The organism is Arthrobacter sp. SLBN-122, assembly GCF_006715165.1.
GTDB lineage: Bacteria > Actinomycetota > Actinomycetes > Actinomycetales > Micrococcaceae > Arthrobacter.
The window spans coordinates 2,176,971-2,198,792 of sequence record NZ_VFMS01000001.1; the positions used below are offsets into that span (position 1 = coordinate 2,176,971).

A 21,822-nucleotide genomic window follows, 5' to 3' on the forward strand; every position below is an offset into this window, starting at 1 on the left:
TTAGCCCGGGAGCCCGTCCAGCATGCAGGACGGGAGGTGGATCCAGCCTTCGCTGCAGGCGGCTTTGGCCTGGGACTCGTCGGGCAAAAGCGTACGACGGCGGGCGGCGGCCCGGGCGGTGAGGGAGGCTATGACGGCGTCGAACAGGTCGTCCGAACCGGCGAGGCTGTCCCGGTGTCCGGCCAGGTCCAGCCACGGCGCCTGCTCTTCGAGGGCTGCCAGCAGGAGGCCGAGGCGTTCGGCTTCGGGGACGCCCCGGCCCTTATAGCCGCGTCCGTTGAGGCCCCAGATTTTTAGTGACGCTGCCGGGTACACCTCGGCCAGGCGGCCGGAGCCGTCGCGCGGCTGCGGACCATGCAGCGCAGCAATCTTTGCCTGGATCACCGCGCAGCGCATGGCCGGGTGCGCCAGCCGGTCCGCTGAGACGCTCAGCGGGATCAGCCCGGTCCGGCGCGTGACGAACCGGTCGGTGTCGCGGTAGGCAAGGAGCCTGCGGCCGGCGATCCCGTCGTACTCCAGGACCGGTCCGGCGTCGAAGTCCAGGTGGCCGGTGAGGAACGGGATCAGCGCGTCGGGCCAGCCCACCGGACAGTCCACGCCGGTCATGTCGCAGGCGCCGAAGAGCTCCACGATCTCCTGGTCAGTCACGTCTAGTGCCAGGTGGTCCAGCTGTGCGGAACCTTGGCCCCATTCGATGACCGCCGCAGCCGTCTTCTTGGTGGCCGCCGCCAGGTCCACGCCGAGGGTTTTCACGGCCTGTCAGGCCCGCCTGTAACGCAGTGCATCGTCAACAGCTCCCGCTTCACCGAGATCATCGCCGCGGGCGAAGCCGGCCCACAGGGCCCGCACTGACCGGCCCGTCATGTCCACGTCCTCCCAGCGGGCACCGTCAATCAGTCCCACGCCGTCCCAGGTCTTCCTGGTGCCGAGCAGCAGCGGCAGGTCCACCGTGTGCGCTGCGCCAAAGATGTTGCCGGGGGCGTGCCAGGTCAGGAGGTAGCGGTGGGCCTTTCCGCCCGCCTTGGCATGGCGCCGGGCGAACCGGCGGGTTGCCCGGCCGTACACGGTTTCGGTGACTACCCAGTCGATGGCGCGCACGGCGTGCGGCCCCACCACAGGGACCCCCGCCAGGCGCATCAGGTGCGGACTGCGGGGGAGGAACAGCCGGGCCTCCTCCGAGGTGTGGCCGATCAGCACCTCGATGGCGGGAGCCGTCCGGTCCCACGCCGCTTCGATATCGGATTCCGCCGGAAGGGGGCGGTGCCCGTACTGGGTGCCAAAGGGCATGGCGGCGAGCATGCCGAACTTTTTGGCCACCTGGGTGACCTGCTCCTCGAGCGCCACCACATCCATGGCCGGTGTCTGTTCGATGACGGATTCGGCCGCAATGCCCATGGCGTGGTTCATTTTGGCGCGCCCCCGGGTGATGCCGAGCGGTGCGCTCTGGATGATGGCACGCTGGAAAAGGGTGGGCGCCTCAGGAGTGGCCATCAGGTGGGCAATGGCATCTCCGCCGGCGGACTGGCCAAACGCGGTGACCCGGCCGGGGTCCCCGCCAAAGGCTGCGATGTTCCGCTGCACCCACCGGAACGCCTCCAGCTGGTCCAAAAGTCCCAGGTTGCCGGGGCGCCCGCCCGGTGTTGCCAGGAACCCGAACAGCCCCAGCCGGTAGGTTACGGAGACCACGATGACGCGGTTCTCGGCCACCAGCCGGACGGGGTCGAAGATGGCCAGGTCGCCGGATCCGGTGGTGTAGGAGCCGCCGTGGATCCAGACCATGACGGGCAGCTTTTCGTCCGGGATGAGGTCGGCCGGCATGGTGATGGAGAGGTTCTGGCAGTCCTCGATGCCCGGAAGTTCCCCATATCGGGTGCCCAGGACGTCGTCGAGGAAGGGGACAGGCGCCTGCGGGCAGGCGGGTGAGGGGGAGGTGGCGGATAGTTCGGAGGTCCAGTCCGGGGCCGGTGAGGGAGGCTGGAACCGGGCAGCATTGGCATAGGGGATGCCGGTGGCGCGGATAACGTCGCCGTCCCGCCAGCCGGTGACTGGACCGCAGGGAGGATTAAACGAAGGCTCGGAAGTCACAGGCCAACGATTCCACAGATTCACCGTGGCCGGACAACAGAAATCCCCGCCTCCCGGACCTTTCCCCGGCGAATAACGCGGGGTTTGGTCCAGGAGGCGGGGATTCTCGGTGGCTGGGCCCACGCCGTCAGGGTTCCCTGACCGAGCGGAGCGAGGTTAGGGGGACGGTGGGGAGGATCAGTGGCCGGTGGGCACGTAACGCTTGATGGAGGCTTCCAGTTCGGCCTCGGCGGCGGCGCGGTCGCCCCAGCCCTCAGCCTTGACCCACTTGCCCGGTTCCAGGTCCTTGTAGCGGGTGAAGAAGTGCTCGATCTCCTTGATCAGGAATTCGTTGACGTCGCTGACTTCCTGGATGTGGTCAAAGCGGGCATCCACCGGAACGCAGAGGATCTTGGCGTCTCCGCCGCCGTCGTCGGTCATGTTGAAGACGCCGATGGGGCGGGACTCCACGATGACGCCGGGGTGCAGGTCGAAGTCCTGCAGGAGCACCAGTGCGTCCAGCGGGTCGCCGTCCTCGCCGAGGGTGTTTTCGAAGTACCCGTAGTGCGTGGGGTACTGCATGGAGGTGAAGAGGACGCGGTCCAGGCGGACGCGGCCGGTCTCGTGGTCAACTTCGTACTTGACGCGCGATCCCTTGGGGATCTCGATGGTGACGTCGTGCTTCATGGAATGCTCCTCGGCAATTGCAGGGGGTGCGCGGCACACTTGACGGGCCCACAAAAAAGAGTGTCGGTGCCGCCGACTACTATTGAGGATATAGCGAGAGGCCCTGGAATCAGGAACTTGTGGGGATATTTCAGGACTTGAGGACCAGCACCAGCATGACCAAAACAACCGGCCAGGAACCGTTGCGCGCGCATCGCTCCGGGCCCCGCGGCGGCCTCGGCCGGGTGCCGGGGGAAGGGCCGAGCGGGCCTTGGCCGCTGGTCCTGGCGGCATTGCTCCTGCTCGTCCTCGCCGTCCCGGGAGCCGTGCTGGTGGCCCCCGGCTTCATCGGCCCCGACGCCCCTCAACCCAAACCGGCGCCCCCTGCCTGGCAGCAGGCCCCCGCCACCCTCTCCGCCCCGCAGGTTCTTGCCCCGCTTCAGGCGTCCGCCCCGGTGCCGCTCCAGGCAGCGGTGACGGCACAGGTGGAGCCTGCGTTAAAGGTCGACGGCGGCGGTACTTTCACCGGTATGGTGCAGGACGCACTCACGGGCCAGGTCCTCTTCGACCGGGGCGGGGCAGAAGGCCGGGTGCCGGCGTCGAACCTTAAGCTGCTGACGGCGGTGGCCGCGCTGCGCACACTGGGGCCGGACCACCGTTTTACCACCAAAGTTGTCCCCGGCACTGCCGCCGGGCAGGTGGTGCTGGTGGGCGGCGGCGACGTCCTCCTGGCGGCAGGAGAGTCGCAGCCGGAACAGGTTATGGGCCACGCCGGCCTTGCCACCCTTGCCGCCCTCACGGCGCAGGCCCTGCAGGCAGCGGGCACTACGGGAGATATCAAGGTCCTGGTGGATGACTCCCTCTTCACAGGGCCGGCGCTGAATCCCAACTGGCAGAGCGGCGACGTGGAAGCCGGCGAGATAGCCCCGCTGTACCCCCTGGCGCTCAACTCTGCGCGCTTTGATCCCGCCGTCACCACCGGCTCCCGGCCCCAGGATTCCGCCCGGGCGGCAGCGGAGGAGTTTGCAGCCCGGCTGCGTGCGGAAGGTGCCGGGGCGGGACTCACGGTGGCGGCCGGCGTCGAACGTTCACCCGGGGCTTCCCCGCCCAACGCCGCGGCCCTGGCGGCCGTTGAATCGGCCAGCGTGGCAGAGCAGGTAAACCTGATGCTGCAGGTATCGGACAACTACCTGGCCGAAACCATGGGGCGGATGGCGGCTGTCGCCACCGGCCGGCCAGGGAGCAATGAGGGTGCCACGGCTGTGGTCTCCGCCGAGCTTGCCGCCGCCGGCATACCCACCGCCGCGCTGAAGCTGGCGGATGTGTGCGGGCTGGCCATGGGCAACCAGGTTTCGGCCCGCCAGTTCACGGAGGTGGTGCGCGCCATCACCATCGGCGCCGATACCAGGCTTCGGGCTGCGCTGGACGGCTTTCCGGTGGGCGGACTCTCCGGAACCCTGGACGCCCGCTACGGGGATGCCACCACGTCGGGCGGAGCCGGCCTGGTCCGCGCCAAGACCGGGACACTGAACACCGTGCTCGCACTGAGCGGGTACGTTGTGGACGCCGACGGACGGCTCCTGGTCTTCTCCTTCATCGGCAATGGCCTCACGCCCGGCGCTGCCGGGAACAAGGAAGCCCTGGACCGTGCCGCCACGGCGCTGGCAGGCTGCGCCTGCCGCTAGCCGGAGTTCCTCCGGCGGCGGGTACTCCTGCTGTTGGTGCTACCGGGGCTGGATGCCCAGCAGCCCAGCCATGACGACGGCGGCAAGCACGGACGCCCAGCCCTTGCGCGGGCCTGCGGTCAGGGGAGGAATGGGACGGTAGGGGATCATGACGGCCTCCTTCTTGGGGGGATTCTTCCTGTCCTTCGAGAATGCCGCTCCGGACTGGGACGCTGCTTTCGCCCTCCTGTGCGGCGGCTGTGGAAGTTCGCCGGTCAGCGAACTTAAGGACGATCCCCAGCCTGCTGTGTTCTGATGGGAACCATGGAGTCCACTGCGCGCGAGTCCGCATCGACGTTGTCCCCAACAGCCCAGTCCCTGATCAACTGGGACCTTGCTGCTTCTGCCGCAGCGCGGCTGGCTCCCGCCGGGCCCGTGCTCGATGAAAAGGCCATCGGCGAGGCGGTGGACAGCCTTCGCAAGCTGGCGGATGCATCTGTTCCGCACGTCCACGAAATCACCGGGCTGGAGGCGGCGCGGGACCTGCGCGATTCCTCCGTGCTGGTGGTGGACCGGGCGTCCTGGGCCAAAGCCAACACCCAGAGCTTCGCGGTGATGCTCAAGCCTGCTATGCAGAAGATGCTGGACAGCCGCCGCGGAACCCTCAGCCCCGCCGCCGCCCAGGTCAGTGGCGCGCTCACCGGCAGCCAGTTGGGCGCCGTGCTTGCCTTCCTGTCCAGCAAGGTCCTGGGACAGTACGATCCCTTCGCGGCGCTGGCAGAAAACTCGTCCGCGCCCGCGGCCGGCAGGCTCCTGCTGGTGGCCCCCAATATCGTCTCGGTGGAGCGTGAACTCAACGTCACGCCGGAGGATTTCCGGCTCTGGGTCTGCCTGCACGAGCAAACCCACCGGGTCCAGTTCGCGGCGGCACCCTGGCTGCGGCACCACATGCTGGAACAGATCGATGAACTCAGCGGCCACCTCCTGGGCAACGTCGACACCCTGATGGAGCGCGCCACCGCCGCTGCCCGCTCCCTGAAGGACCGGTCCGCCACCGGCAATACGCCCGGCCGCGGCGCCATCCTGGACCTGCTGCAGGACCCTGAGGAAAAGGCTGCCATCTCGCACCTCACCGCCGTGATGAGCCTCCTCGAAGGGCACGCGAACGTGGTGATGGACGCCGTCGACGCCAGCATTGTCCCCTCCGTGAAGACCATCCGGCAGCGGTTCAACGACCGCGGCAAGGACCGTGGGGTCATCGAAAAGTTCATCCGCAGCCTCCTGGGCCTGGACGCCAAGATGCGCCAGTACTCCGACGGCGCCCGCTTCGTCCGTGCCGTGGTGGAGGTGGCCGGGATGGAGGGCTTCAACAAGGTGTGGGAGTCGGTGGACCACCTGCCCACCGAGCCTGAGATCCACGACGCCAAGCTGTGGCTTGAGCGGATGGGGCTCTGATTGACAGACGCCCCCTTGTCCGGAATACCCGTGCCTGACCTCCCGTCCGCCGGCGCCGTGGGGATGCGCAGCGGACGACGCCGGCCCGGAAGGCTCGCACCCGTCGTCGGGACCGCGCGCAAAATGCTGCAAAACGCGCTGGCCGACGCCGGATACCCCCGCCACGTCCTGGTGGCGTGCAGCGGGGGGCCTGACTCGCTCGCACTCGCCGCCGTCGCCGCATACTTTGCCCGGCGCGGCCACGTGGACGGGCATCCGCTGACCGTGGGTGCCGTGGTGGTGGACCACCAGCTGCAGGAGGGATCCGCGGACGTTGCCGCACGCACTGCCGGGAGACTGGAGGAGCTGGGCCTGTCACCCGTGGAAATCCGCACGGTGACGGTGGCCGGTGCCGGCATGGGCCCCGAGGCCGCGGCACGCGAAGCCCGGCACGCGGCGCTCGAAGCGGCCGCTGAGGCCCAGGGCGCGGACGCCATCCTGCTGGGCCACACCCTTGACGACCAGGCGGAGCAGGTACTGCTGGGCCTTGCCCGGGGCTCCGGCTCCCGTTCCCTCGCGGGCATGCGGCCCGCCAGGGCTGGTGCCGGGAACAGTGTCCTCCTGCGCCCGTTCCTCGGCCTGCGCAGGGCGGACACCGAGGAGATCTGCGCAGTGGAGGAACTGGATCCGTGGCACGATCCCACCAACACCGATCCCGCCTTCGCACGCTCGCGGACCCGGGTTGAAGTCCTTCCGCACCTCGAGGAAAACCTCGGTCCCGGCGTCGCCGAGTCCCTCGCCCGGACCGCCGCCATCCTGCAGCTGGACGCCGACTACCTGGAGGCTGTGGCGGAAAGCACGTTCGCATCCCTCGTGGAGCGGGACGGCGGCACGCTGGCCCTGCCGGAGGAGGCGTTGCGTGCCCTGGCCCCGGCCATCAGGTTCCGGGTGATCGCCAAGGCAGCGGCCGACGTCGGCGGGCAGCAGCCCAGCTACCAGCGCCTTTTGGCGGCGGAAGCGCTGCTGCGGCGGCAGGGTTCGGCCGGTCCCGTGGAGCTTCCCGGCGGCGTCAGCGTGTACCGGCTGTCCCTGGCGCAGCTGGAGGGATCGAACGCTGCGGGTGTGCCTGGGGCCAAGGGCGGCCCCGGTTCTGTTCCCCGCGAACCGGCACGCTGTGGGAAGCTAGTATTCCGGCCTCAAAAACCGCCCGCAAAATAGTCGCACCCCGCATCTAAACAGGAGCCATTGGTGGATTCAAACGACGTCCAGGCAGATCTCAAGCACGTTCTCTACACCAAGGAGCAGATCCAGCAGCGGATCAGCGAGCTCGCTGCGCAGATCGACAAGGACTACGAAGGGCGCGAGATCCTCCTTGTGGGTGTGCTGAAGGGCGCCGTGATGGTCATGGCCGACCTTGCCCGCGCACTCCACAGCCACATCTCCATGGACTGGATGGCCGTCTCCTCCTATGGTTCGGGAACCCAGTCCTCCGGTGTGGTGCGCATCCTGAAGGACCTGGACACCGACCTGATGGGCAAGGACGTCCTGATCGTTGAGGACATCATTGACTCCGGCCTTACCTTGTCCTGGCTGAAGACCAACCTGGAATCCCGCGGCACCGCCTCGGTGGAGATCTGCACAGCGTTCCGGAAGCCCACCGCCGCCAAGGTGGAAATCGACGTCAAGTACGTGGGCTACGACATCCCCAACGAATTCGTGGTGGGCTACGGCCTGGACTACGCCGAAAAGTACCGCAACCTTGATTTCGTGGGAACCCTGGCCCCGCACGTCTACGAGTAGGCCGCGCGGCAGGCTCCGCCGCCGCCGTGCCCCGGCAAAACCCCGCCACGCAGGCAGCTCCTGCACTGTCCCGGCGCAGCTACGCCCACAGGGAACTTTTGCTTTTCGCTATGCGTGATGTACTCCGGACGGTGTATAGCTAGAAGCTGACGCAGCACCATCACGCGCGCAGACTACTCGCCGTGAAGCACTACCGGAAGGGACGGGGCCAGCCCCCGAACAGATGAAAGCTAAGAACTTCTTCAAAGGCCCGGGCATCTGGATCGTCGTTGTGGTCGGTCTGCTCCTCGTGGCTTTTGCAACGCTCGCCCCCGGCGGTGCGGCCCGGATCGATACGGACAAGGGCCTGGAACTGCTCTCCGGCAACAAGGTGGAGCAGGCCAAGATCTTCGACGGTGAAAACCGCGTTGACCTCACGCTGAAGGACAACCTGCAGGTGGATGGGCAGGACAAAGGCAAGAGCGTCCAGTTCTTCTTCGTGGACGCCCGCGCGCAGGACGTGGTGAAGGCCGTCACCGATGCCAAGCCAGCCCAGGGCTTCACTGACCAGCCGATTGAAAGCAACTGGTTCTCCGGCCTGCTCTCCCTCCTGATCCCCGTCATCCTGCTGGGCGCCCTCTTCTGGTTCCTGATGACCCGCATGCAGGGCGGCGGCTCCAAGATCATGCAGTTCGGCAAGTCCAAGGCCAAGATGGTCAGCAAGGACATGCCGCAGGTGACTTTCGCGGATGTCGCAGGCGCCGACGAAGCCGTGGAGGAACTGCAGGAGATCAAGGAATTCCTGCAGGAACCGGCCAAGTTCCAGGCCGTTGGCGCCAAGATCCCCAAGGGCGTGCTGCTGTACGGCCCCCCGGGTACCGGTAAGACCCTGCTCGCCCGCGCCGTGGCCGGTGAAGCCGGCGTCCCCTTCTTCTCCATCTCCGGCTCGGACTTCGTGGAAATGTTCGTCGGCGTCGGCGCTTCCCGCGTCCGCGACCTTTTCGAACAGGCCAAGGCCAACTCGCCCGCCATCATCTTCGTGGATGAGATCGACGCCGTTGGCCGCCACCGCGGTGCAGGCATCGGCGGCGGCAACGACGAACGCGAGCAGACCCTCAACCAGTTGCTGGTGGAAATGGACGGCTTCGACGTCAAGACCAACGTGATCCTCATCGCGGCCACCAACCGGCCCGACGTCCTGGACCCCGCACTGCTGCGTCCGGGCCGCTTCGACCGCCAGGTCTCGGTGGAAGCACCGGACCTGATTGGCCGCGACCAGATCCTGCAGGTGCACTCCAAGGGCAAGCCGATGGCGCCCGGCGTAGACCTGAAGGCCGTGGCCAAGAAGACACCCGGCTACACCGGTGCCGATCTGGCCAACGTCCTCAACGAGGCCGCACTGCTCACGGCGCGTTCCAACGCCAACCTGATTGACGACCGCGCCCTGGACGAGGCCATCGACCGTGTCATGGCCGGTCCGCAGAAGCGCAGCCGGGTCATGAAGGAACACGAGCGCAAGATCACCGCGTACCACGAAGGCGGCCACGCCCTGGTGGCGGCGGCCCTCCGGAACTCCGCCCCGGTCACCAAGATCACCATCCTCCCGCGCGGCCGGGCCCTGGGCTACACCATGGTGGTTCCGGAAAACGACAAGTACTCCGTAACCCGCAATGAGCTCCTGGACCAGATGGCCTACGCCATGGGCGGGCGCGTTGCCGAGGAGATCGTGTTCCACGATCCTTCCACCGGCGCCTCCAACGACATCGAGAAGGCAACCGGCACCGCACGCAAGATGGTCACCGAATACGGCATGAGCGAACGCGTCGGCGCGGTCCGCCTGGGCCAGGGCGGCGGCGAACCTTTCCTGGGCCGCGACGCAGGCCACGAGCGCAACTACTCGGACCAGATCGCCTACGTCGTGGACGAGGAAGTGCGCCGCCTGATTGAGCAGGCCCACGATGAGGCCTACGAGATCCTCACCGAAAACCGCGACGTCCTGGACCTCCTGGCCCTGGAGCTGCTGGAGCGCGAAACCCTCAACCAGGCCGAAATCGCCGACATCTTCCGTGACGTCCGCAAGCGCGACTTCCGCGAGGTGTGGCTGTCCAAGGAAACCCGTCCGGTACAGATGGCAGGCCCGGTGGAGAGCCGCCAGGAGCGCGCCGAACGGGAAGCGCAGGAGGAAGCCAAGAAGGCCCGGCTGGATGAGCCGCTGGACGCCCAGCCCCCTCATTCGCAGGGCGTTCCGGAGGACGCTCCGTTTCACGGCGGAACCCCCGACTCGGGGCCTGACACCCTTCGCGGCTAAGCTTTCCCTGTGACTTCTTTCGACGACGACGTTCCCGCCTACGCCGCACATCTGGCGGAGGACGGTTCCCACCATTCGAAACACGAAAAGGTGGACCGGCCGAGGATCGAGGCGGCCGTCCGTGAGATCCTCCTTGCCATCGGCGAGGACCCGGACCGCGGCGGCCTCCTCGACACCCCGAAAAGGGTGGCCAAGGCGTACGCCGAAATGTTTGCGGGACTGCACCGCGACCCCGCGGAGGTGCTGTCCACCACCTTTGACCTGGACCATGAGGAACTGGTCCTGGTCAAGGACATCCCGTTCTACTCCACGTGCGAGCACCACCTGGTGCCGTTCCACGGGGTGGCCCACGTTGGCTACATTCCCTCGCACGACGGCAAGGTCACCGGGCTGAGCAAGCTGGCCCGCCTGGTGGACATCTACGCGCGCCGCCCGCAGGTGCAGGAGCGCCTCACCACTGAAATCGTCGAAGCGATGGTCCGCCACCTCAAACCCCGTGGCGCCATCGTGGTCGTTGAATGCGAACACATGTGCATGTCGATGCGCGGTATCCGCAAGCCCGGAGCGAAGACCGTCACCAGTGCGGTCCGCGGGCAGCTTCATGACCCGGCCACCCGTGCCGAAGCCATGAGCCTCATCCTCGGAAGGTAACAACAGACCATGGATTCACTCGCTGCAGCCCCTGGAACGGGGCCCGCAACCTCCCCGCTGCCCATCCTGCGCAAGCCGCGCCCGGCAGCGCGCTTCGCCGACCTGCCCACTGACCGCACCCTGGTCATGGGAATCCTGAACGTCACCCCGGACTCCTTCAGCGACGGGGGAAAGCACGCCACCGCGGACACTGCCATCGCTGCCGGCCTGCGGATGTTCTACGCGGGCGCAGACATCATCGACGTTGGGGGCGAATCCACCCGCCCGGGAGCTGAGGATGTCACGCCGGACGAGGAACAGCGCCGCGTCCTGCCCGTGATCGAGGCCCTGGTCAAGGCAGGGGCACTGGTCAGCATCGACACCACCCACGCCTCGACGGCTGCAGCAGCGGTAAAGGCCGGTGCAGCAATCATCAACGACATTTCCGGCCTGAGCATCGAGCCCGAAATGGCCGAGTTCGTGGCGGCCTCCAAAGTGCCGTACGTGCTCACCCACCGCCGCGGGGATGCCCGCACCATGAACTCGCTCGCCGAATACGCGGACGTAGCCGGAGAAGTGGTGGCGGAGCTGGCAGGAGTGCGGGACAAGCTGTACGCCGCCGGCGTCAGCCAGGAACAGATCATCATCGACCCGGGCCTGGGGTTTGCCAAGAACGACGCCCAGAACTGGGAACTGCTGCAGAACCTGGACCAGCTGGACAGCCTGGGCCACAAGGTCCTGGTGGGCGCCTCCCGCAAACGTTTCCTCGGCACCCTGCTCACCGTGGCCGGCAAGGCCGCAGCCCCCGAAGAACGCGATGGTGCCACAGCGGCGATCACAGCCATCAGCGCCTACCGCGGGGCCTGGGCGGTCCGCGTGCACGAGGTCGGGTCCAGCCTTGACGCCGTCAAGGTGGCTGCACGCATGGCCGCAGCATCCACAGCACAAGCCGTACCCCAAAAACAATAGGGCCGGGGGACCCATGGACAGGATTACGCTGACCGGAGTGACGGCCGTGGGCCATCACGGCGTCTTCGATTTCGAACGCCGGGAGGGCCAGCCATTCGTCGTGGACGCAGTGCTCCACCTGGACTTCACCGAAGCGGCGCAGTCCGACGACGTCCGGGACACCGCCCACTACGGCGAGGTGGCACAGCGTATTACCGAGTGGATCGCCGGTGAGCCCCTCAACCTCATCGAGGCACTGGCGGTGCGGATCGCCGACAGCCTCCTGTCCGAATTCAAGCTCCAGGCCGTGGACATCACGGTGCACAAACCACAGGCCCCCATCGAGGTCCCCTTCGGAGATGTGGCGGTCACTGTCCACAGGGAACAGGTCCCCGCAGGCTCCGCCATGTCCGGGGCACAGACGTGACCGGGACCTACACCAAAGCCGTGCTTGCCCTGGGCAGCAACCTTGGTGAACGGAACGAAACCCTGACGGAGGCCGTGGCCGACCTGGTGGACCCGCCGGAGGTCCGGCTCCTTGCCGTCTCACCCATCGTCCAGACCAAAGCCGTTGGCGGACCGCCCGGCCAGCCCGACTTCCTGAACATGGTCATCACGGTGGAAACCAGCCTGACCCCGCAGGAACTGCTTGAACACTGCCAGGCCGTGGAAAACAAGCACCACCGCGTCCGCGAAGTCCACTGGGGGCCGCGGACGCTCGACGTCGACATCATCACCTACGGCGACGTCCGCAGCGATGATCCCACTCTGACTATTCCGCACCCGCGCGCCGCCTCGCGCGCTTTCGTTCTCTACCCCTGGTCGCTCATCGAACCCGCCGCCACGCTGGACGGTGAACGGATCAGCACCCTGGCAACTCGGGCTGCGGATTTCGGGGACCTTGCCCCGTTTGACGGGTTCGGCGACTTCGACGGCATGCCCACGGCGGGAGCGGTGGAGGAGCGATGAAGCCGATCAACCCGCTGCGCCTGCTGCTGATCTGCGTCATCCTTGCGGTGGCTGGGTGGTCGGCCACGGTTGTCACCAGCCGGTACAGCATGGCCACTCCGGTCCTGCCTGCTACGGCGCTTGCCACCATGGGCGTCATCGTCATCATCACGCTGATCCTGGGCATCCGGGTGCTGAGGTGGCGCAACAGCGTCAAACCCAACAGCACGGCCAGGAAAGCCGTGCTTGACCCCCTGCTGGCCGCGCGGACGTTGGTCCTGGCCCAGGCATGCGCCTACGCCGGAACGGTTCTGCTGGGCTGGCACGTGGGCATCTTCCTGGACCAGTTGCGGATCTGGAGCCTGCGCAGCGACCAGGGCATCACCTGGCTGGCCCTGGCCATGGCCGGCGGCGGACTGGTGATGATCGTGGTGGGGCTCCTGGTGGAGCGGTTCTGCAAAATTCCCCCGGAGGACGGGGACACCACCAGCGCGGACGGGAAGAAGGGCCGCCCAGCCCGCGGGGAAGCCGCCGGGGAAGGCGAATATGCATACCGAGGCGATTGACCCGCCGGGTATCGCCTGGCAGCGGGTGTCGCCGAAATACATCACGGTCCGGCTGGTGGAATGGGCTGTGGCCAACCTTGTCACCGTATTGGTCCTGTCCGCTCCGCTCCTGCTTGTCCTCCTGGGCTGGTGGCGGTGGCCGCCGCTGTGGCTTGCCATCACCGTTCCAGCCGCCACGCTGCTGGCTGCCTTGTGGCGGCTGGTGCTTATCCCGCGGCAGGTCCGGGCCATCGGCTATGCCGAGCGCCACGACGACCTGCTGATCAGGGGCGGTATTTTCTTCCAGCGCACCATGGCCGTTCCCTATGGGCGGATGCAGTACGTGGACATTGCCGTTGGGCCCGTGGAACGCGCACTGGGTCTGTGCACCGTGAAGCTCCACACCGCGTCACCCGGCACGAACGCACGCATTCCCGGCCTGCCGGCGGCGGAAGGCGCGCGGCTCCGCGAACAGCTGGCCGCCCGCGGTGAAGCCAGGCTGGCAGGACTGTGACCACTGACGGCCAGCTGCCCGGTCCGCCCGTGGTCCCGCCTGAGCTTCCGCCTGCGCCTCCAACTGCCCAGGGCAGCCCGGAAAGCAACAGAACGTCCGACGGCGAGTGGCTGCGGGTGCATCCTGCCTCACCTTTCGTTCGCGGCTGGGTTGCCCTGGCCGCCATCACCTTCTTCTTTGGCCGGGACCTCTTCGAGCGGACGCTGCAGGGCCAGCCCGTGTTCGAGGACGGCTTTGCCAGGCGCGCACCATGGCTCCTTGGCGGCGGCGCGGTGGTGCTGGCAGTGGCGGTGCTGGGGTTCGTCCTCACCTGGTACTTCACCAAGTACCAAGTGTCCGGCGGCTATGTCAGAGTCAACAGCGGGCTGATCTTCCGCCAGCACCGGCAGGCGCGGCTGGACCGGGTGCAGGCCATTGACATCGTGCAGCCCCTGCTGGCCCGGATCTTCGGCCTGGCGGAACTCAAATTCGAGGTAGCCGACGCCGGGGAATCAGCGGTGCGCTTGGCCTACCTGAAGATCGGGGAAGCCCGGCAGCTGCGTGCCACCATCCTGGCGCAGGCGTCCGGAGCATCCGCCGGTGCTGTTACAGGTGCCCACGTTGATTCCGCGGCAGGTGCCAGTTCCGGAAGCCCGGCAGGACCGGAGCGCCTTGCCCGGCCCGCACCCGAGGCGCCGGAAATCACTGTCCTGGCCGTGCCGCCGTCGCGCCTTCTCGGATCGCTGATCCTGAGCGAGCAAAGCGTCTTTATAGTGGTGGGCGGGATCGCCTCGGTGGTCCTGTCGGCGCTGACGGACAACCGCGCCTTCTACTTCTACCTGGTGCCCGCGGCCCTGGGCCTGGCCGCCGGCTACTGGAACTTCTTCAACAAGGGGTTCAACTTCACCGCAGCGGTTTCTCCCGACGGCATCCGGCTGCGGTACGGGCTCCTGGACACCCAGGCGCAGACGCTTCCACCAGGCCGGATCCAGGCGGTGAAGGTTGCCCAGCCTCCGCTGTGGCGGCCCTTCGGCTGGTACCGGATGCAGGTGAATGCGGCCGGCTACGGGGTTTCCGGCAACGCCGCCGAGGGCAACACTCGAACCACCCTCCTGCCGGTGGGAAAGCTGTCCGACGTCATGGCCATGCTTTCGCTGGTCCTGCCGGACCCGGGGACCAGCCAGCCCGAGCTGGTTTTTAGCGCCGGCCTTAACGGCAGGGATTCCGACGGCGGATTCGTCACCACGCCGCGACGGGCCCGCCTGATGGCACCCCTCGCGTGGCGCCGCAACGGGTTCACCGCAACTGACACGGCCCTGTTGATCCGCTCCGGGCGCTGGTGGCGGGAACTGGTGCTGGTTCCCCACCAGCGGACCCAGTCACTGGCATTGCAGCAGGGACCCCTGGCGCGCAGGTTCCGCGTGGCGGACCTGGTCCTCCATACGACGGCAGGGCCGGTGGCCCCCCGGCTGGCCCAGGCCGGGCTGGACGAAGCCCGGCAGCTCTTCGACGACCAATCGGCACGTGCCCGGCTGGCGCGGAAGCGGCAAACCACCGAACAATGGTTGCGGCAGGTTGTTCCGGCGGTCGCGCCCACGCCGATGGGTGCCCTGCAACTGCCCGGCTCCGCAGTGTCTGACGCGCCGGTGCCTGAGGTGCCGGCCCGTGGGGATGGAACCGGCGATGCACGAGACCATTACCAACAGGAAGGCCAGCAGCATGGCTAAGCCCGGACGCCTCGGCGTCGGAATCATCGGTGCCGGCAAGGTGGGAGCCGTGCTGGGCGCTGCTTTGCGCGCTGCCGAGCACGCCGTCGTCGGGGTGTCAGCCGTGTCCGACGCAAGCCGCGAACGGGCTGAAACACTGCTGCCCGGCGTGCCCGTCCTGGAAGTGCAGGACATTGTCGAGCGGTCGGAGCTGGTGTTGCTGGCCGTGCCGGATGACGCCCTGCCTGGCCTGGTGGGCGGGCTGGCGAAGCTGGGGGCATGGCAGCCCGGCCAGCTCGTGGCGCACACCTCAGGGCGGTTCGGGGTGGGCGTGCTGCATCCCGTGCGCGCTGCCGGGGCCGTTCCCCTGGCGCTGCACCCGGCCATGACGTTCACCGGCATGAGCCTGGACCTCACCCGGCTGCTGGACTGCACCTTCGGGGTCACGGCGGATGCCGCCATGCTGCCCATCGCCCAGGCGCTGGTGGTGGAGATGGGGGCGGAACCCGTTGCCATCGCCGAGGCCGACAGGACGCTTTACCACGCAGCCCTGGCACACGGCTCCAACCACCTGGTGACCCTGGTGGCGCAGGCGTCGCAGCTCCTGCGTGAGGTTGGGGTGGAGGCGCCCGAACGAATGCTTGGTCCGCTGCTGCGCGCCACCCTGGAGAACGCGCTGGCCTCGGGGGAATCGGCGCTGACTGGCCCGGTGGCCCGCGGGGACGTGGGGACGGTCGGTGCCCATGCCGAGGCTTTGCGGGAGTTCGACGGCGGCAGGCATGGCGATGTGCTCGAGGCGTACCTTGCGATGGCCCGGGCCACTGCCCTGCGGGCAGAAGGGCGGGGACTGCTGAAACCTGACCAGCTGAAGGGGCTGCACGAGGCCCTCGATCCGAAGGAGGACTGAATGTCCATTCAACTCGTCAAAACCGTTCTCGAACTGCACGCGGAAAGCGCCAGGCTCCTTGGCGCCAGGCGCGGTACATCGCAGGGCCTGGTGCCCACCATGGGGGCACTCCACGAAGGCCATGCCGCACTGGCGCGCACCGCCGTCGAGCACAACGACGTTGTGGTGGCCAGCATCTTCGTTAACCCCCTGCAGTTCGGCGACGCCGTGGACCTGGACCGCTACCCCAGGACGCTGGACGCCGATCTTGCGCTGCTGGAGGAGCAGGGCGTCGATCTGGTGTTTGCGCCGTCAGTGGAGGAGGTCTACCCCGGCGGGGAGCCCCTGGTGCGGGTGACGTCCGGCCGGCTCGGCGAAAAGTGGGAAGGTGCATCCCGGCCCGGACACTTCGACGGCGCCCTGACCGTTGTGGCAAAACTGCTCCATTACGGCATGCCGGCCGCAGGTCTTCCTGCCGGTTCCGCCGATGACGCTTTCCAGGCCGGCGGCCTGGCCGCGTACCGGGCCTACTTCGGGCAGAAGGACGCGCAGCAGTTGGCCCTGGTCCGGCGGATGGTTGGCGATCTGAACTTTCCGGTCGAGATCGTCGGCGTGCCCACGGTCAGGGCAGAGGACGGGCTGGCGTTGTCCAGCCGGAACCGCTTCCTGTCCGACGCCGAGCGGGACGCCGCGCTGGTCCTCTCCCGGGCGCTGCGGCTGCTGGAGGAGCGGGCAAATGCCCACGAGCCGCTGGACCTGGACTCCGCGCTGGCACTGGTTGAGTCCCAACCCCTGGTTGAACTGGACTACTTCGAAGTGGTGGATCCGGAAACACTTGAACCGCTGGCTGAGAACTGCCGGGAGACTCCTTTCCGCGGCGATGCCCTGGCGCTTATCGCCGCCAAGGTTGGCCCGGTGCGGCTGATCGACAACATGCCGCTCAGTTCCTGACTTTCGCTACTCCCAGGTTTCCTGATTCTTCCCGGCTGCCCGGGGGAGGGTCTACGGGTAGGACGGAAGTTAGAGGTCCAGCCCGTCCTCGCTGGCCACCAGCTGCTCCAGGAGTGCCTTTTCGGGGCGGCCCGGGTTGCGCGCCACGCATTGACGAAGCCGTGCCCTGGACAGTTCTTCGGCCGGATCCGTGCTCGAAAGTTGTTGGTCGATAATCTCCTGGGCCTGCCATCGAAGCGATTCAATGGCGAACTGGCGGATCTCCTCAGGAGTGTCACTGGGAATCCACGGCTCGGGAACCGGGGGCACGCTTTGGACCAACCGCTCTACTGTCATAGTGGCCTCCTTGCATGAAGCCGCAGTGGCCGGGGAAGGCCCGGAGCCGCGGCCGCACCTCCATTGAGCAGTTACTGGCAATTTTCGACGTCTTCGGCGACTGGTTCCAACAGGACGATTTCGAAGGCAGTCCCTTTATCAATGTCTTGCTGGAGATGGGTCCGTCCCACCCCTGGGGCCAGGCGAGCATCGACTATCTGGCCAAGGTCCGCGGGCACGTCCGAGGGTTGGCGGAAGAAGCCGGCTTGGTGCGCCCGGAGGAATTTTCGCGCTCCTGGCACATCCTGATGAAAGGCTCCATTATTTCCGCCACTGAGGGAGACCTGCAGGCGGCCAAGCGCGCCCAGCAAATGGCGCGCTGGCTCATCGAGCACCACAGGGCATAGTGCGGCGGTTGCTTCACCTCGCGATTGCTAACCCCGCAGGAGCTACACCCCGGCACCAACCGAGCCCGGGAACAGCGCAAACGGCATCCTGTAGAAGTCAGCCCAGAGCGGGTCCTCGGGTGAGAGGTCGTTGAGGTCTATGAGTTTGTCGTCGTCCGGTTCCCACTGCGGGAGGTCTTCCGGGCTGGGATCTACACCCTGGGTTACGGCGGGCATCGGAAAAAGTCCCGCCGGCCAGTGGGTTGGTTCGGGGTCTGGGTGTTCGGGTTTGTAGTGGCGGCCGGTGGGTGAGGTCCAGCCGGGTGGTTCGTTGTCGGTTGCGGGGTCCGGGATCCATGGCCGGGTGTGTTTGAGCCGGTGATGTTTCGGGCAGAGCTGGGCCAGGTTGCTGGTGCCCGTGGTGCCGCCGTGTTCCCAGGCAGTGAGGTGGTCGGTGTCGTTGTCCGGGGTGCGGTTGCTGCAGCCAGGGAAGCTGCATTTCCCGTCCCGCATGCGAATCCATTGTTTGATGGTTTCGGGTAGCCGGTAGCGGGTGCGGCCGATCTCCAAGGGGGCCCCGTCGCGGGGGTCGACCAGGACCCGGTAGAACGAGTCCGCCCCGTCCGCGACGAGTTTGCGGGCCAGGGATGCCGGGATGGGGCCGTGGCCGTCCAGTTCTGCGGGTTCGTCGGTGATGCCGAGCAGGGCGCACACCGGCACCATGACCAGGACATCCGCACGCGGGGTGAGGACCTTCCCGATCTCACCGGTGCTTCCGTTAGCCTGGGCTGCCTCGTTGGTGCTGCTTGCGCCGAGGAGGAGTGATGCTGCGATGTCGGGGCGGAGTTGGGTGAGGGTGCGGGGTTCGTCGGGGACTTGGAGGCCGCGGGCGGTGGCGGTGGTGCGGTTCCAGATCGCCGAAGCGGTGTGCCCGGGGAGGTGGAGGGAGATCCAGGCCCTGCCGTCGCGGTCCGGGGTGTATTCCATCCGCCGGTCCGCAACACCTTTCGCGTGGCGCTTCTGCAGGCTTTCGGGGTGGTGGCGTTCGCGGCAGGAACGGACTTTGACCCGGAACCGGGAGGGAATGAGTTCGCCGGGTGCGGCGCCGCGGGCCGGCTTCGGGGCATCGGGGTCGAAGAAGTGCGCCACCAGGGCGGCGGCACCGTCCGGGGTGAGCCCCTCGGTCTCGTCGGCAACAATTCTCGCGTGCTGCCATGACAGGTCCCCGGCAGACAAGGCTGCAAGGACGGGCGGCAGGGAACACACCTGCCGGAACTGTTCCACGAATGCCCCGGCAGCGCCGAAACTGATGGTCAGGACCCCGGCGATTTCCTCCACCGCTGGCATCTCCGCGTAGGTGCGTTCACGCACGGGCGCGTCGGGGGCGAGCAGCGCATGCTGGATCTCAACGACCTCGGCAACATCACGGGCTTTCACTGCAGCGAGCTGCGCCTCCAGCCGCTTCACCGCTTCCAGTCGTTCCAGCCGGAGCTCATACCGCCGCTGCAAAACGTCCACACCAGCCCCAATACCCAGCCCGGCAGCCAGGAAAGCATCCTCAGCGGCCAGCGCATCAAGGGCAGCAACAGAGGAGTGGACCCCTTCCAAAACCACCCCGCCACCGCTGCTGATTTCCATACGGACATCATCCAACGAGGCACTGACATTCGAAGCGGCCAGCCAAACCTGCCCCAGCCAAGCGTCTGCCCAGGCGCCTCCAGCTGCGCAGCCGCGTGCCGTCGTCGTGCTTGAAGCTCCCTGCAAACCTCCCACCCGCCTTATCCAAAAAGAGCAACACAGGGGCAGTAATAGTCAGCTTGCTTATTACTTTCAGCTTTCCTAGGCTGGAAAGCGTCAGGCAATCAACTCTCGAAGCGGGACCCCGCGCGCCAAGAGCGCGCAACCGCAAGCATGAGGAGGAACAATGTCAGAGCACAGCATCGCAGGCAAGAAGGTGGCATTCCTGCTGACTGACGGAGTGGAGCAGGTGGAGCTCACCAGCCCCTGGCAGGCCGTGAAAGATGCCGGCGGTGAACCCACCCTCGTGGCACCCAAGAGCGGCAAGCTGCAGGGCTACAACGGCACGGAAAAGGGCGACACCTTCGACGTCGACCTCACGGTGGCTGAAGCAAATGCCTCGGACTTTGACGCCCTGGTCCTTCCCGGCGGCGTCGTCAACGCGGACCACCTGCGCGTGGACAAGGATGCCCAGAGTTTCACCCGCAGTTTCTTTGAACAGCACAAGCCGGTGGCCTCCATCTGCCATGGCCCGTGGCTGCTGATCGAGGCTGGAGTCATCAGGGGCCGCAACGTCACCTCCTACTTCACTTTGGAAACAGACCTGAAGAACGCCGGCGCCAACTGGACGGACCAGGAAGTGGTGGTGGACCAGGGCCTGGTCACCAGCCGCAACCCGGATGACCTCCCGGCCTTCAACGAAAAGTTGGTGGAAGAGATCTCCGAAGGGGAGCACGCGGGCCAGACCGCCTGACCCCTAGTGTTCCCTCAGGGTTGAAAAACCCGTATGGAGGAATTACTCCAGCGGGTAGAGTGTTTGCATCTGCAGCGGCGCCGGCCGTGCATCATTCACAAAAACCCTTGAGGGAACACCCATGTCTACCGAGACCTCGCCCAACTCCAGCGGCCCGTCCGTCCAAGCGCCCGGACGGGACGCCCGGTCCGCCGCACCGGAGAAGATGTCCCGGGAGTCCGTGACCATCATCAGCACGCTGCTGGTGGCGACGTTCGTGGTGATCCTCAACGAGACCATCATGAACGTCGCCCTGCAGCGGCTCATGGTGGACCTCCGTGTGGACGCTCCCACGGTCCAGTGGCTGTCCACGGGGTTCATGCTCACCATGGCCGTCGTCATCCCCACCACGGGCTTCATCCTGCAAAGCCTGTCCACGCGCGCCGTCTTCATGCTTGCCATGGGCCTGTTCGCCGGCGGAACAGCCCTTGCCGCGGTGGCGCCGGGGTTCGAAGTCCTGCTGCTGGCGCGCATTGTCCAGGCGGGCGGCACCGCCATCATGCTGCCGCTGCTGATGACCACCATCCTCACCCTGGTCCCGCTGGCCAAGCGCGGCGCCGTCATGGGCAACGTCAGCATCGCCATTTCGGTGGCCCCGGCCATGGGTCCCACGGTCTCCGGCCTGATCCTGGAGCATTTCACTTGGCGCTTTATGTTCGTCTTCGTGCTGCCGGTGGCCCTCGTGGCGCTGGCCATTGGGGCGAAATACCTCACCAACGTGGGCGAGCCTGAAAAGGCACGGCTGGATGCATTGTCCGTCATCCTCACGGTCCCCGCATTTGGTGGCCTGGTCTACGGGCTGAGCCAGATCGGCGGCGGCCATGGTGGCCAGGCCGGTCCCAGTGCCGGGGCCATCGCAGCCCTGGTCATCGGCGTCGCAGCCCTGACAGTTTTCGTCCTCCGCCAGGTCCGGCTCCAGAAGGCAGCCGCGCCCTTGCTGGACCTGCGCGCCTTCAAGCTCCGGATGTTCACCGTCTCGGTCCTGCTGATGGTAGTGGCCATGATGGCCCTGTTCGGCGGCGTCATCCTGCTGCCGCTTTACCTCCAGGAAGTCCGTGGCCTGGGCTCGCTCGAAACCGGTCTTGCACTGCTTCCCGGCGGCCTGGCCATGGGCCTGCTGGGCCCGGTCATCGGCCGCGCGTTCGACAAGGTGGGTCCGCTGCCGCTCACCATCACCGGATCCATCCTGATGGTGGTGGCCCTCTGGCAGTTTTCAATGCTCGACGCCGGCACCCCGGTGTGGTGGATCGTGACCTTGCATGTGGGGCTGAGTTTTGGCCTGGCGCTGCTGTTCACGCCCGCCTTCACCACCGGCCTGAACCCGCTTCCGCCGCACCTCTACTCGCACGGGTCAGCGATCATGAGCACCACCCAGCAGGTGGCCGGCGCCGCGGGAACGGCACTCCTGGTGTCCATCTTCGCTGTGGTGAGCGCCGCCTCGGGACTCGTCGCCGGGATGAGCGCAGCCTTCCTGACGGCTACCGTCATAGCCCTTGCCGCCGTCGTACTTTCCGCGATGATGCGCAAGACCGAAGGTGCCGGCGCGGGCCACGGCGCGCACTGACCCAA

At 67.0% G+C, this 21,822-nt stretch carries 22 protein-coding genes and 1 pseudogene; 18 read left to right on the forward strand and 5 right to left on the reverse strand.

Translation table 11 applies throughout. The features are described from left to right. The 3 genes from FBY36_RS10175 to FBY36_RS10185 all read right to left on the reverse strand — a co-directional run bounded on the left by FBY36_RS10175 (position 1) and on the right by FBY36_RS10185 (position 2,751). The gene (locus FBY36_RS10175) at positions 1 to 753 is read right to left on the reverse strand and encodes a DUF429 domain-containing protein (RefSeq protein ID WP_142119075.1); all 753 of its coding nucleotides are present in this window, start codon (positions 751 to 753) and stop codon (positions 1 to 3) included. Positions 754 to 759: 6 nt separating this feature from the next. Beyond that, positions 760 to 2,085: a carboxylesterase family protein gene (locus FBY36_RS10180; RefSeq protein ID WP_142119077.1), complete on the reverse strand. Its 1,326-nt coding sequence runs from the start codon at positions 2,083 to 2,085 to the stop codon at positions 760 to 762. A gap of 177 nt (positions 2,086 to 2,262) precedes the next feature. Further along, on the reverse strand, positions 2,263 to 2,751 hold the full coding sequence (locus FBY36_RS10185; RefSeq protein ID WP_018762663.1) for an inorganic diphosphatase: 489 nt from the start codon (positions 2,749 to 2,751) through the stop codon (positions 2,263 to 2,265). A gap of 155 nt (positions 2,752 to 2,906) precedes the next feature. Here FBY36_RS10185 and dacB point away from each other — a divergent pair, with 155 nt between their 5' ends. From dacB to FBY36_RS10255, 15 genes are all read left to right on the forward strand, one after another. Next, positions 2,907 to 4,415 (forward strand): D-alanyl-D-alanine carboxypeptidase/D-alanyl-D-alanine endopeptidase, encoded by a 1,509-nt coding sequence (dacB, locus tag FBY36_RS10190; RefSeq protein ID WP_142119079.1) that lies wholly within the window; start codon positions 2,907 to 2,909, stop codon positions 4,413 to 4,415. 148 nt (positions 4,416 to 4,563) lie between these two features. Next, positions 4,564 to 4,710: a hypothetical protein gene (locus tag FBY36_RS20560; RefSeq protein WP_160141886.1), complete on the forward strand. Its 147-nt coding sequence runs from the start codon at positions 4,564 to 4,566 to the stop codon at positions 4,708 to 4,710. Positions 4,711 to 4,718: 8 nt separating this feature from the next. Then, complete coding sequence (locus FBY36_RS10195; RefSeq protein ID WP_142119081.1) at positions 4,719 to 5,849, forward strand: zinc-dependent metalloprotease; 1,131 nt, start codon at positions 4,719 to 4,721, stop codon at positions 5,847 to 5,849. A gap of 123 nt (positions 5,850 to 5,972) precedes the next feature. Next, on the forward strand, positions 5,973 to 7,046 hold the full coding sequence (gene tilS, locus FBY36_RS10200; protein ID WP_200830573.1) for a tRNA lysidine(34) synthetase TilS: 1,074 nt from the start codon (positions 5,973 to 5,975) through the stop codon (positions 7,044 to 7,046). Positions 7,047 to 7,076: 30 nt separating this feature from the next. Next, complete coding sequence (hpt, locus tag FBY36_RS10205) at positions 7,077 to 7,628, forward strand: hypoxanthine phosphoribosyltransferase (RefSeq protein WP_056330651.1); 552 nt, start codon at positions 7,077 to 7,079, stop codon at positions 7,626 to 7,628. 223 nt (positions 7,629 to 7,851) lie between these two features. Next, a complete protein-coding gene (gene ftsH, locus FBY36_RS10210; RefSeq protein WP_142119083.1) occupies positions 7,852 to 9,915 on the forward strand; it encodes an ATP-dependent zinc metalloprotease FtsH in 2,064 nt (687 codons plus the stop codon). A 9-nt stretch (positions 9,916 to 9,924) separates the two neighbouring features. Continuing rightward, the gene (gene folE, locus FBY36_RS10215) at positions 9,925 to 10,566 is read left to right on the forward strand and encodes a GTP cyclohydrolase I FolE (RefSeq protein ID WP_142119085.1); all 642 of its coding nucleotides are present in this window, start codon (positions 9,925 to 9,927) and stop codon (positions 10,564 to 10,566) included. Positions 10,567 to 10,575: 9 nt separating this feature from the next. Further along, positions 10,576 to 11,514 carry a dihydropteroate synthase gene (gene folP / locus FBY36_RS10220; RefSeq protein WP_142119087.1) on the forward strand — a complete coding sequence of 313 codons (939 nt, stop codon included), beginning with the start codon at positions 10,576 to 10,578 and terminating at the stop codon, positions 11,512 to 11,514. 13 nt (positions 11,515 to 11,527) lie between these two features. Then, positions 11,528 to 11,920, forward strand: a complete 393-nt coding sequence (gene folB, locus FBY36_RS10225) for a dihydroneopterin aldolase (RefSeq protein ID WP_142119089.1) — start codon at positions 11,528 to 11,530, stop codon at positions 11,918 to 11,920. Further along, a complete protein-coding gene (folK, locus tag FBY36_RS10230) occupies positions 11,917 to 12,462 on the forward strand; it encodes a 2-amino-4-hydroxy-6-hydroxymethyldihydropteridine diphosphokinase (RefSeq protein ID WP_142119091.1) in 546 nt (181 codons plus the stop codon). Before folB ends, folK begins: the two co-directional genes overlap by 4 nt. Further along, positions 12,459 to 13,007, forward strand: coding sequence for a DUF3180 domain-containing protein (locus FBY36_RS10235; RefSeq protein WP_142119093.1), 549 nt, complete (start codon positions 12,459 to 12,461; stop codon positions 13,005 to 13,007). Before folK ends, FBY36_RS10235 begins: the two co-directional genes overlap by 4 nt. After that, positions 12,988 to 13,500 carry a PH domain-containing protein gene (locus FBY36_RS10240; protein WP_142119095.1) on the forward strand — a complete coding sequence of 171 codons (513 nt, stop codon included), beginning with the start codon at positions 12,988 to 12,990 and terminating at the stop codon, positions 13,498 to 13,500. Before FBY36_RS10235 ends, FBY36_RS10240 begins: the two co-directional genes overlap by 20 nt. Then, complete coding sequence (locus tag FBY36_RS10245) at positions 13,497 to 15,206, forward strand: PH domain-containing protein (protein WP_142119097.1); 1,710 nt, start codon at positions 13,497 to 13,499, stop codon at positions 15,204 to 15,206. Before FBY36_RS10240 ends, FBY36_RS10245 begins: the two co-directional genes overlap by 4 nt. Next, entirely contained in the window at positions 15,199 to 16,092 is an 894-nt protein-coding gene (locus FBY36_RS10250; protein WP_142119099.1) for a Rossmann-like and DUF2520 domain-containing protein, read from the forward strand. Before FBY36_RS10245 ends, FBY36_RS10250 begins: the two co-directional genes overlap by 8 nt. Continuing rightward, positions 16,093 to 17,022 (forward strand): 4-phosphopantoate--beta-alanine ligase, encoded by a 930-nt coding sequence (locus FBY36_RS10255; protein WP_142119101.1) that lies wholly within the window; start codon positions 16,093 to 16,095, stop codon positions 17,020 to 17,022. 69 nt (positions 17,023 to 17,091) lie between these two features. On the opposite strand, the gene FBY36_RS10260 is transcribed toward FBY36_RS10255, so the two are convergent. Next, positions 17,092 to 17,358: a hypothetical protein gene (locus tag FBY36_RS10260; protein WP_142119103.1), complete on the reverse strand. Its 267-nt coding sequence runs from the start codon at positions 17,356 to 17,358 to the stop codon at positions 17,092 to 17,094. 35 nt (positions 17,359 to 17,393) lie between these two features. Between FBY36_RS10260 and FBY36_RS10265 the strand changes: the two are divergent. Beyond that, positions 17,394 to 17,744 (forward strand): annotated as a pseudogene (locus FBY36_RS10265) (TetR/AcrR family transcriptional regulator); the annotation flags it as partial. A 42-nt stretch (positions 17,745 to 17,786) separates the two neighbouring features. On the opposite strand, the gene FBY36_RS10270 reads toward FBY36_RS10265, so the two are convergent. Next, entirely contained in the window at positions 17,787 to 19,361 is a 1,575-nt protein-coding gene (locus FBY36_RS10270; RefSeq protein ID WP_142119105.1) for an HNH endonuclease signature motif containing protein, read from the reverse strand. Positions 19,362 to 19,647: 286 nt separating this feature from the next. Between FBY36_RS10270 and FBY36_RS10275 the strand changes: the two genes are divergently transcribed. Beyond that, positions 19,648 to 20,214 (forward strand): type 1 glutamine amidotransferase domain-containing protein, encoded by a 567-nt coding sequence (locus tag FBY36_RS10275; RefSeq protein ID WP_142119107.1) that lies wholly within the window; start codon positions 19,648 to 19,650, stop codon positions 20,212 to 20,214. A 121-nt stretch (positions 20,215 to 20,335) separates the two neighbouring features. Further along, entirely contained in the window at positions 20,336 to 21,817 is a 1,482-nt protein-coding gene (locus FBY36_RS10280; RefSeq protein WP_142119109.1) for a DHA2 family efflux MFS transporter permease subunit, read from the forward strand. The last annotated feature ends 5 nt before the right edge of the window (positions 21,818 to 21,822 follow it).

Excerpts from the sequence above, each read along its gene's own strand:
- FBY36_RS10185 (WP_018762663.1), bottom strand. The coding sequence starts at position 2,751 with ATGAAGCACGACGTCACCATCGAGATCCCCAAGGGATCGCGCGTCAAG.
- dacB (WP_142119079.1), top strand. The coding sequence starts at position 2,907 with ATGACCAAAACAACCGGCCAGGAACCGTTGCGCGCGCATCGCTCCGGG.
- FBY36_RS20560 (WP_160141886.1), top strand. The coding sequence starts at position 4,564 with ATGACGGCCTCCTTCTTGGGGGGATTCTTCCTGTCCTTCGAGAATGCC.
- FBY36_RS10195 (WP_142119081.1), top strand. The coding sequence starts at position 4,719 with ATGGAGTCCACTGCGCGCGAGTCCGCATCGACGTTGTCCCCAACAGCC.
- tilS (WP_200830573.1), top strand. The coding sequence starts at position 5,973 with ATGCTGCAAAACGCGCTGGCCGACGCCGGATACCCCCGCCACGTCCTG.
- ftsH (WP_142119083.1), top strand. The coding sequence starts at position 7,852 with ATGAAAGCTAAGAACTTCTTCAAAGGCCCGGGCATCTGGATCGTCGTT.
- folP (WP_142119087.1), top strand. The coding sequence starts at position 10,576 with ATGGATTCACTCGCTGCAGCCCCTGGAACGGGGCCCGCAACCTCCCCG.
- folB (WP_142119089.1), top strand. The coding sequence starts at position 11,528 with ATGGACAGGATTACGCTGACCGGAGTGACGGCCGTGGGCCATCACGGC.
- FBY36_RS10235 (WP_142119093.1), top strand. The coding sequence starts at position 12,459 with ATGAAGCCGATCAACCCGCTGCGCCTGCTGCTGATCTGCGTCATCCTT.
- FBY36_RS10240 (WP_142119095.1), top strand. The coding sequence starts at position 12,988 with ATGCATACCGAGGCGATTGACCCGCCGGGTATCGCCTGGCAGCGGGTG.
- FBY36_RS10250 (WP_142119099.1), top strand. The coding sequence starts at position 15,199 with ATGGCTAAGCCCGGACGCCTCGGCGTCGGAATCATCGGTGCCGGCAAG.
- FBY36_RS10255 (WP_142119101.1), top strand. The coding sequence starts at position 16,093 with ATGTCCATTCAACTCGTCAAAACCGTTCTCGAACTGCACGCGGAAAGC.
- FBY36_RS10260 (WP_142119103.1), bottom strand. The coding sequence starts at position 17,358 with ATGACAGTAGAGCGGTTGGTCCAAAGCGTGCCCCCGGTTCCCGAGCCG.
- FBY36_RS10270 (WP_142119105.1), bottom strand. The coding sequence starts at position 19,361 with ATGGAAATCAGCAGCGGTGGCGGGGTGGTTTTGGAAGGGGTCCACTCC.
- FBY36_RS10275 (WP_142119107.1), top strand. The coding sequence starts at position 19,648 with ATGTCAGAGCACAGCATCGCAGGCAAGAAGGTGGCATTCCTGCTGACT.
- FBY36_RS10280 (WP_142119109.1), top strand. The coding sequence starts at position 20,336 with ATGTCTACCGAGACCTCGCCCAACTCCAGCGGCCCGTCCGTCCAAGCG.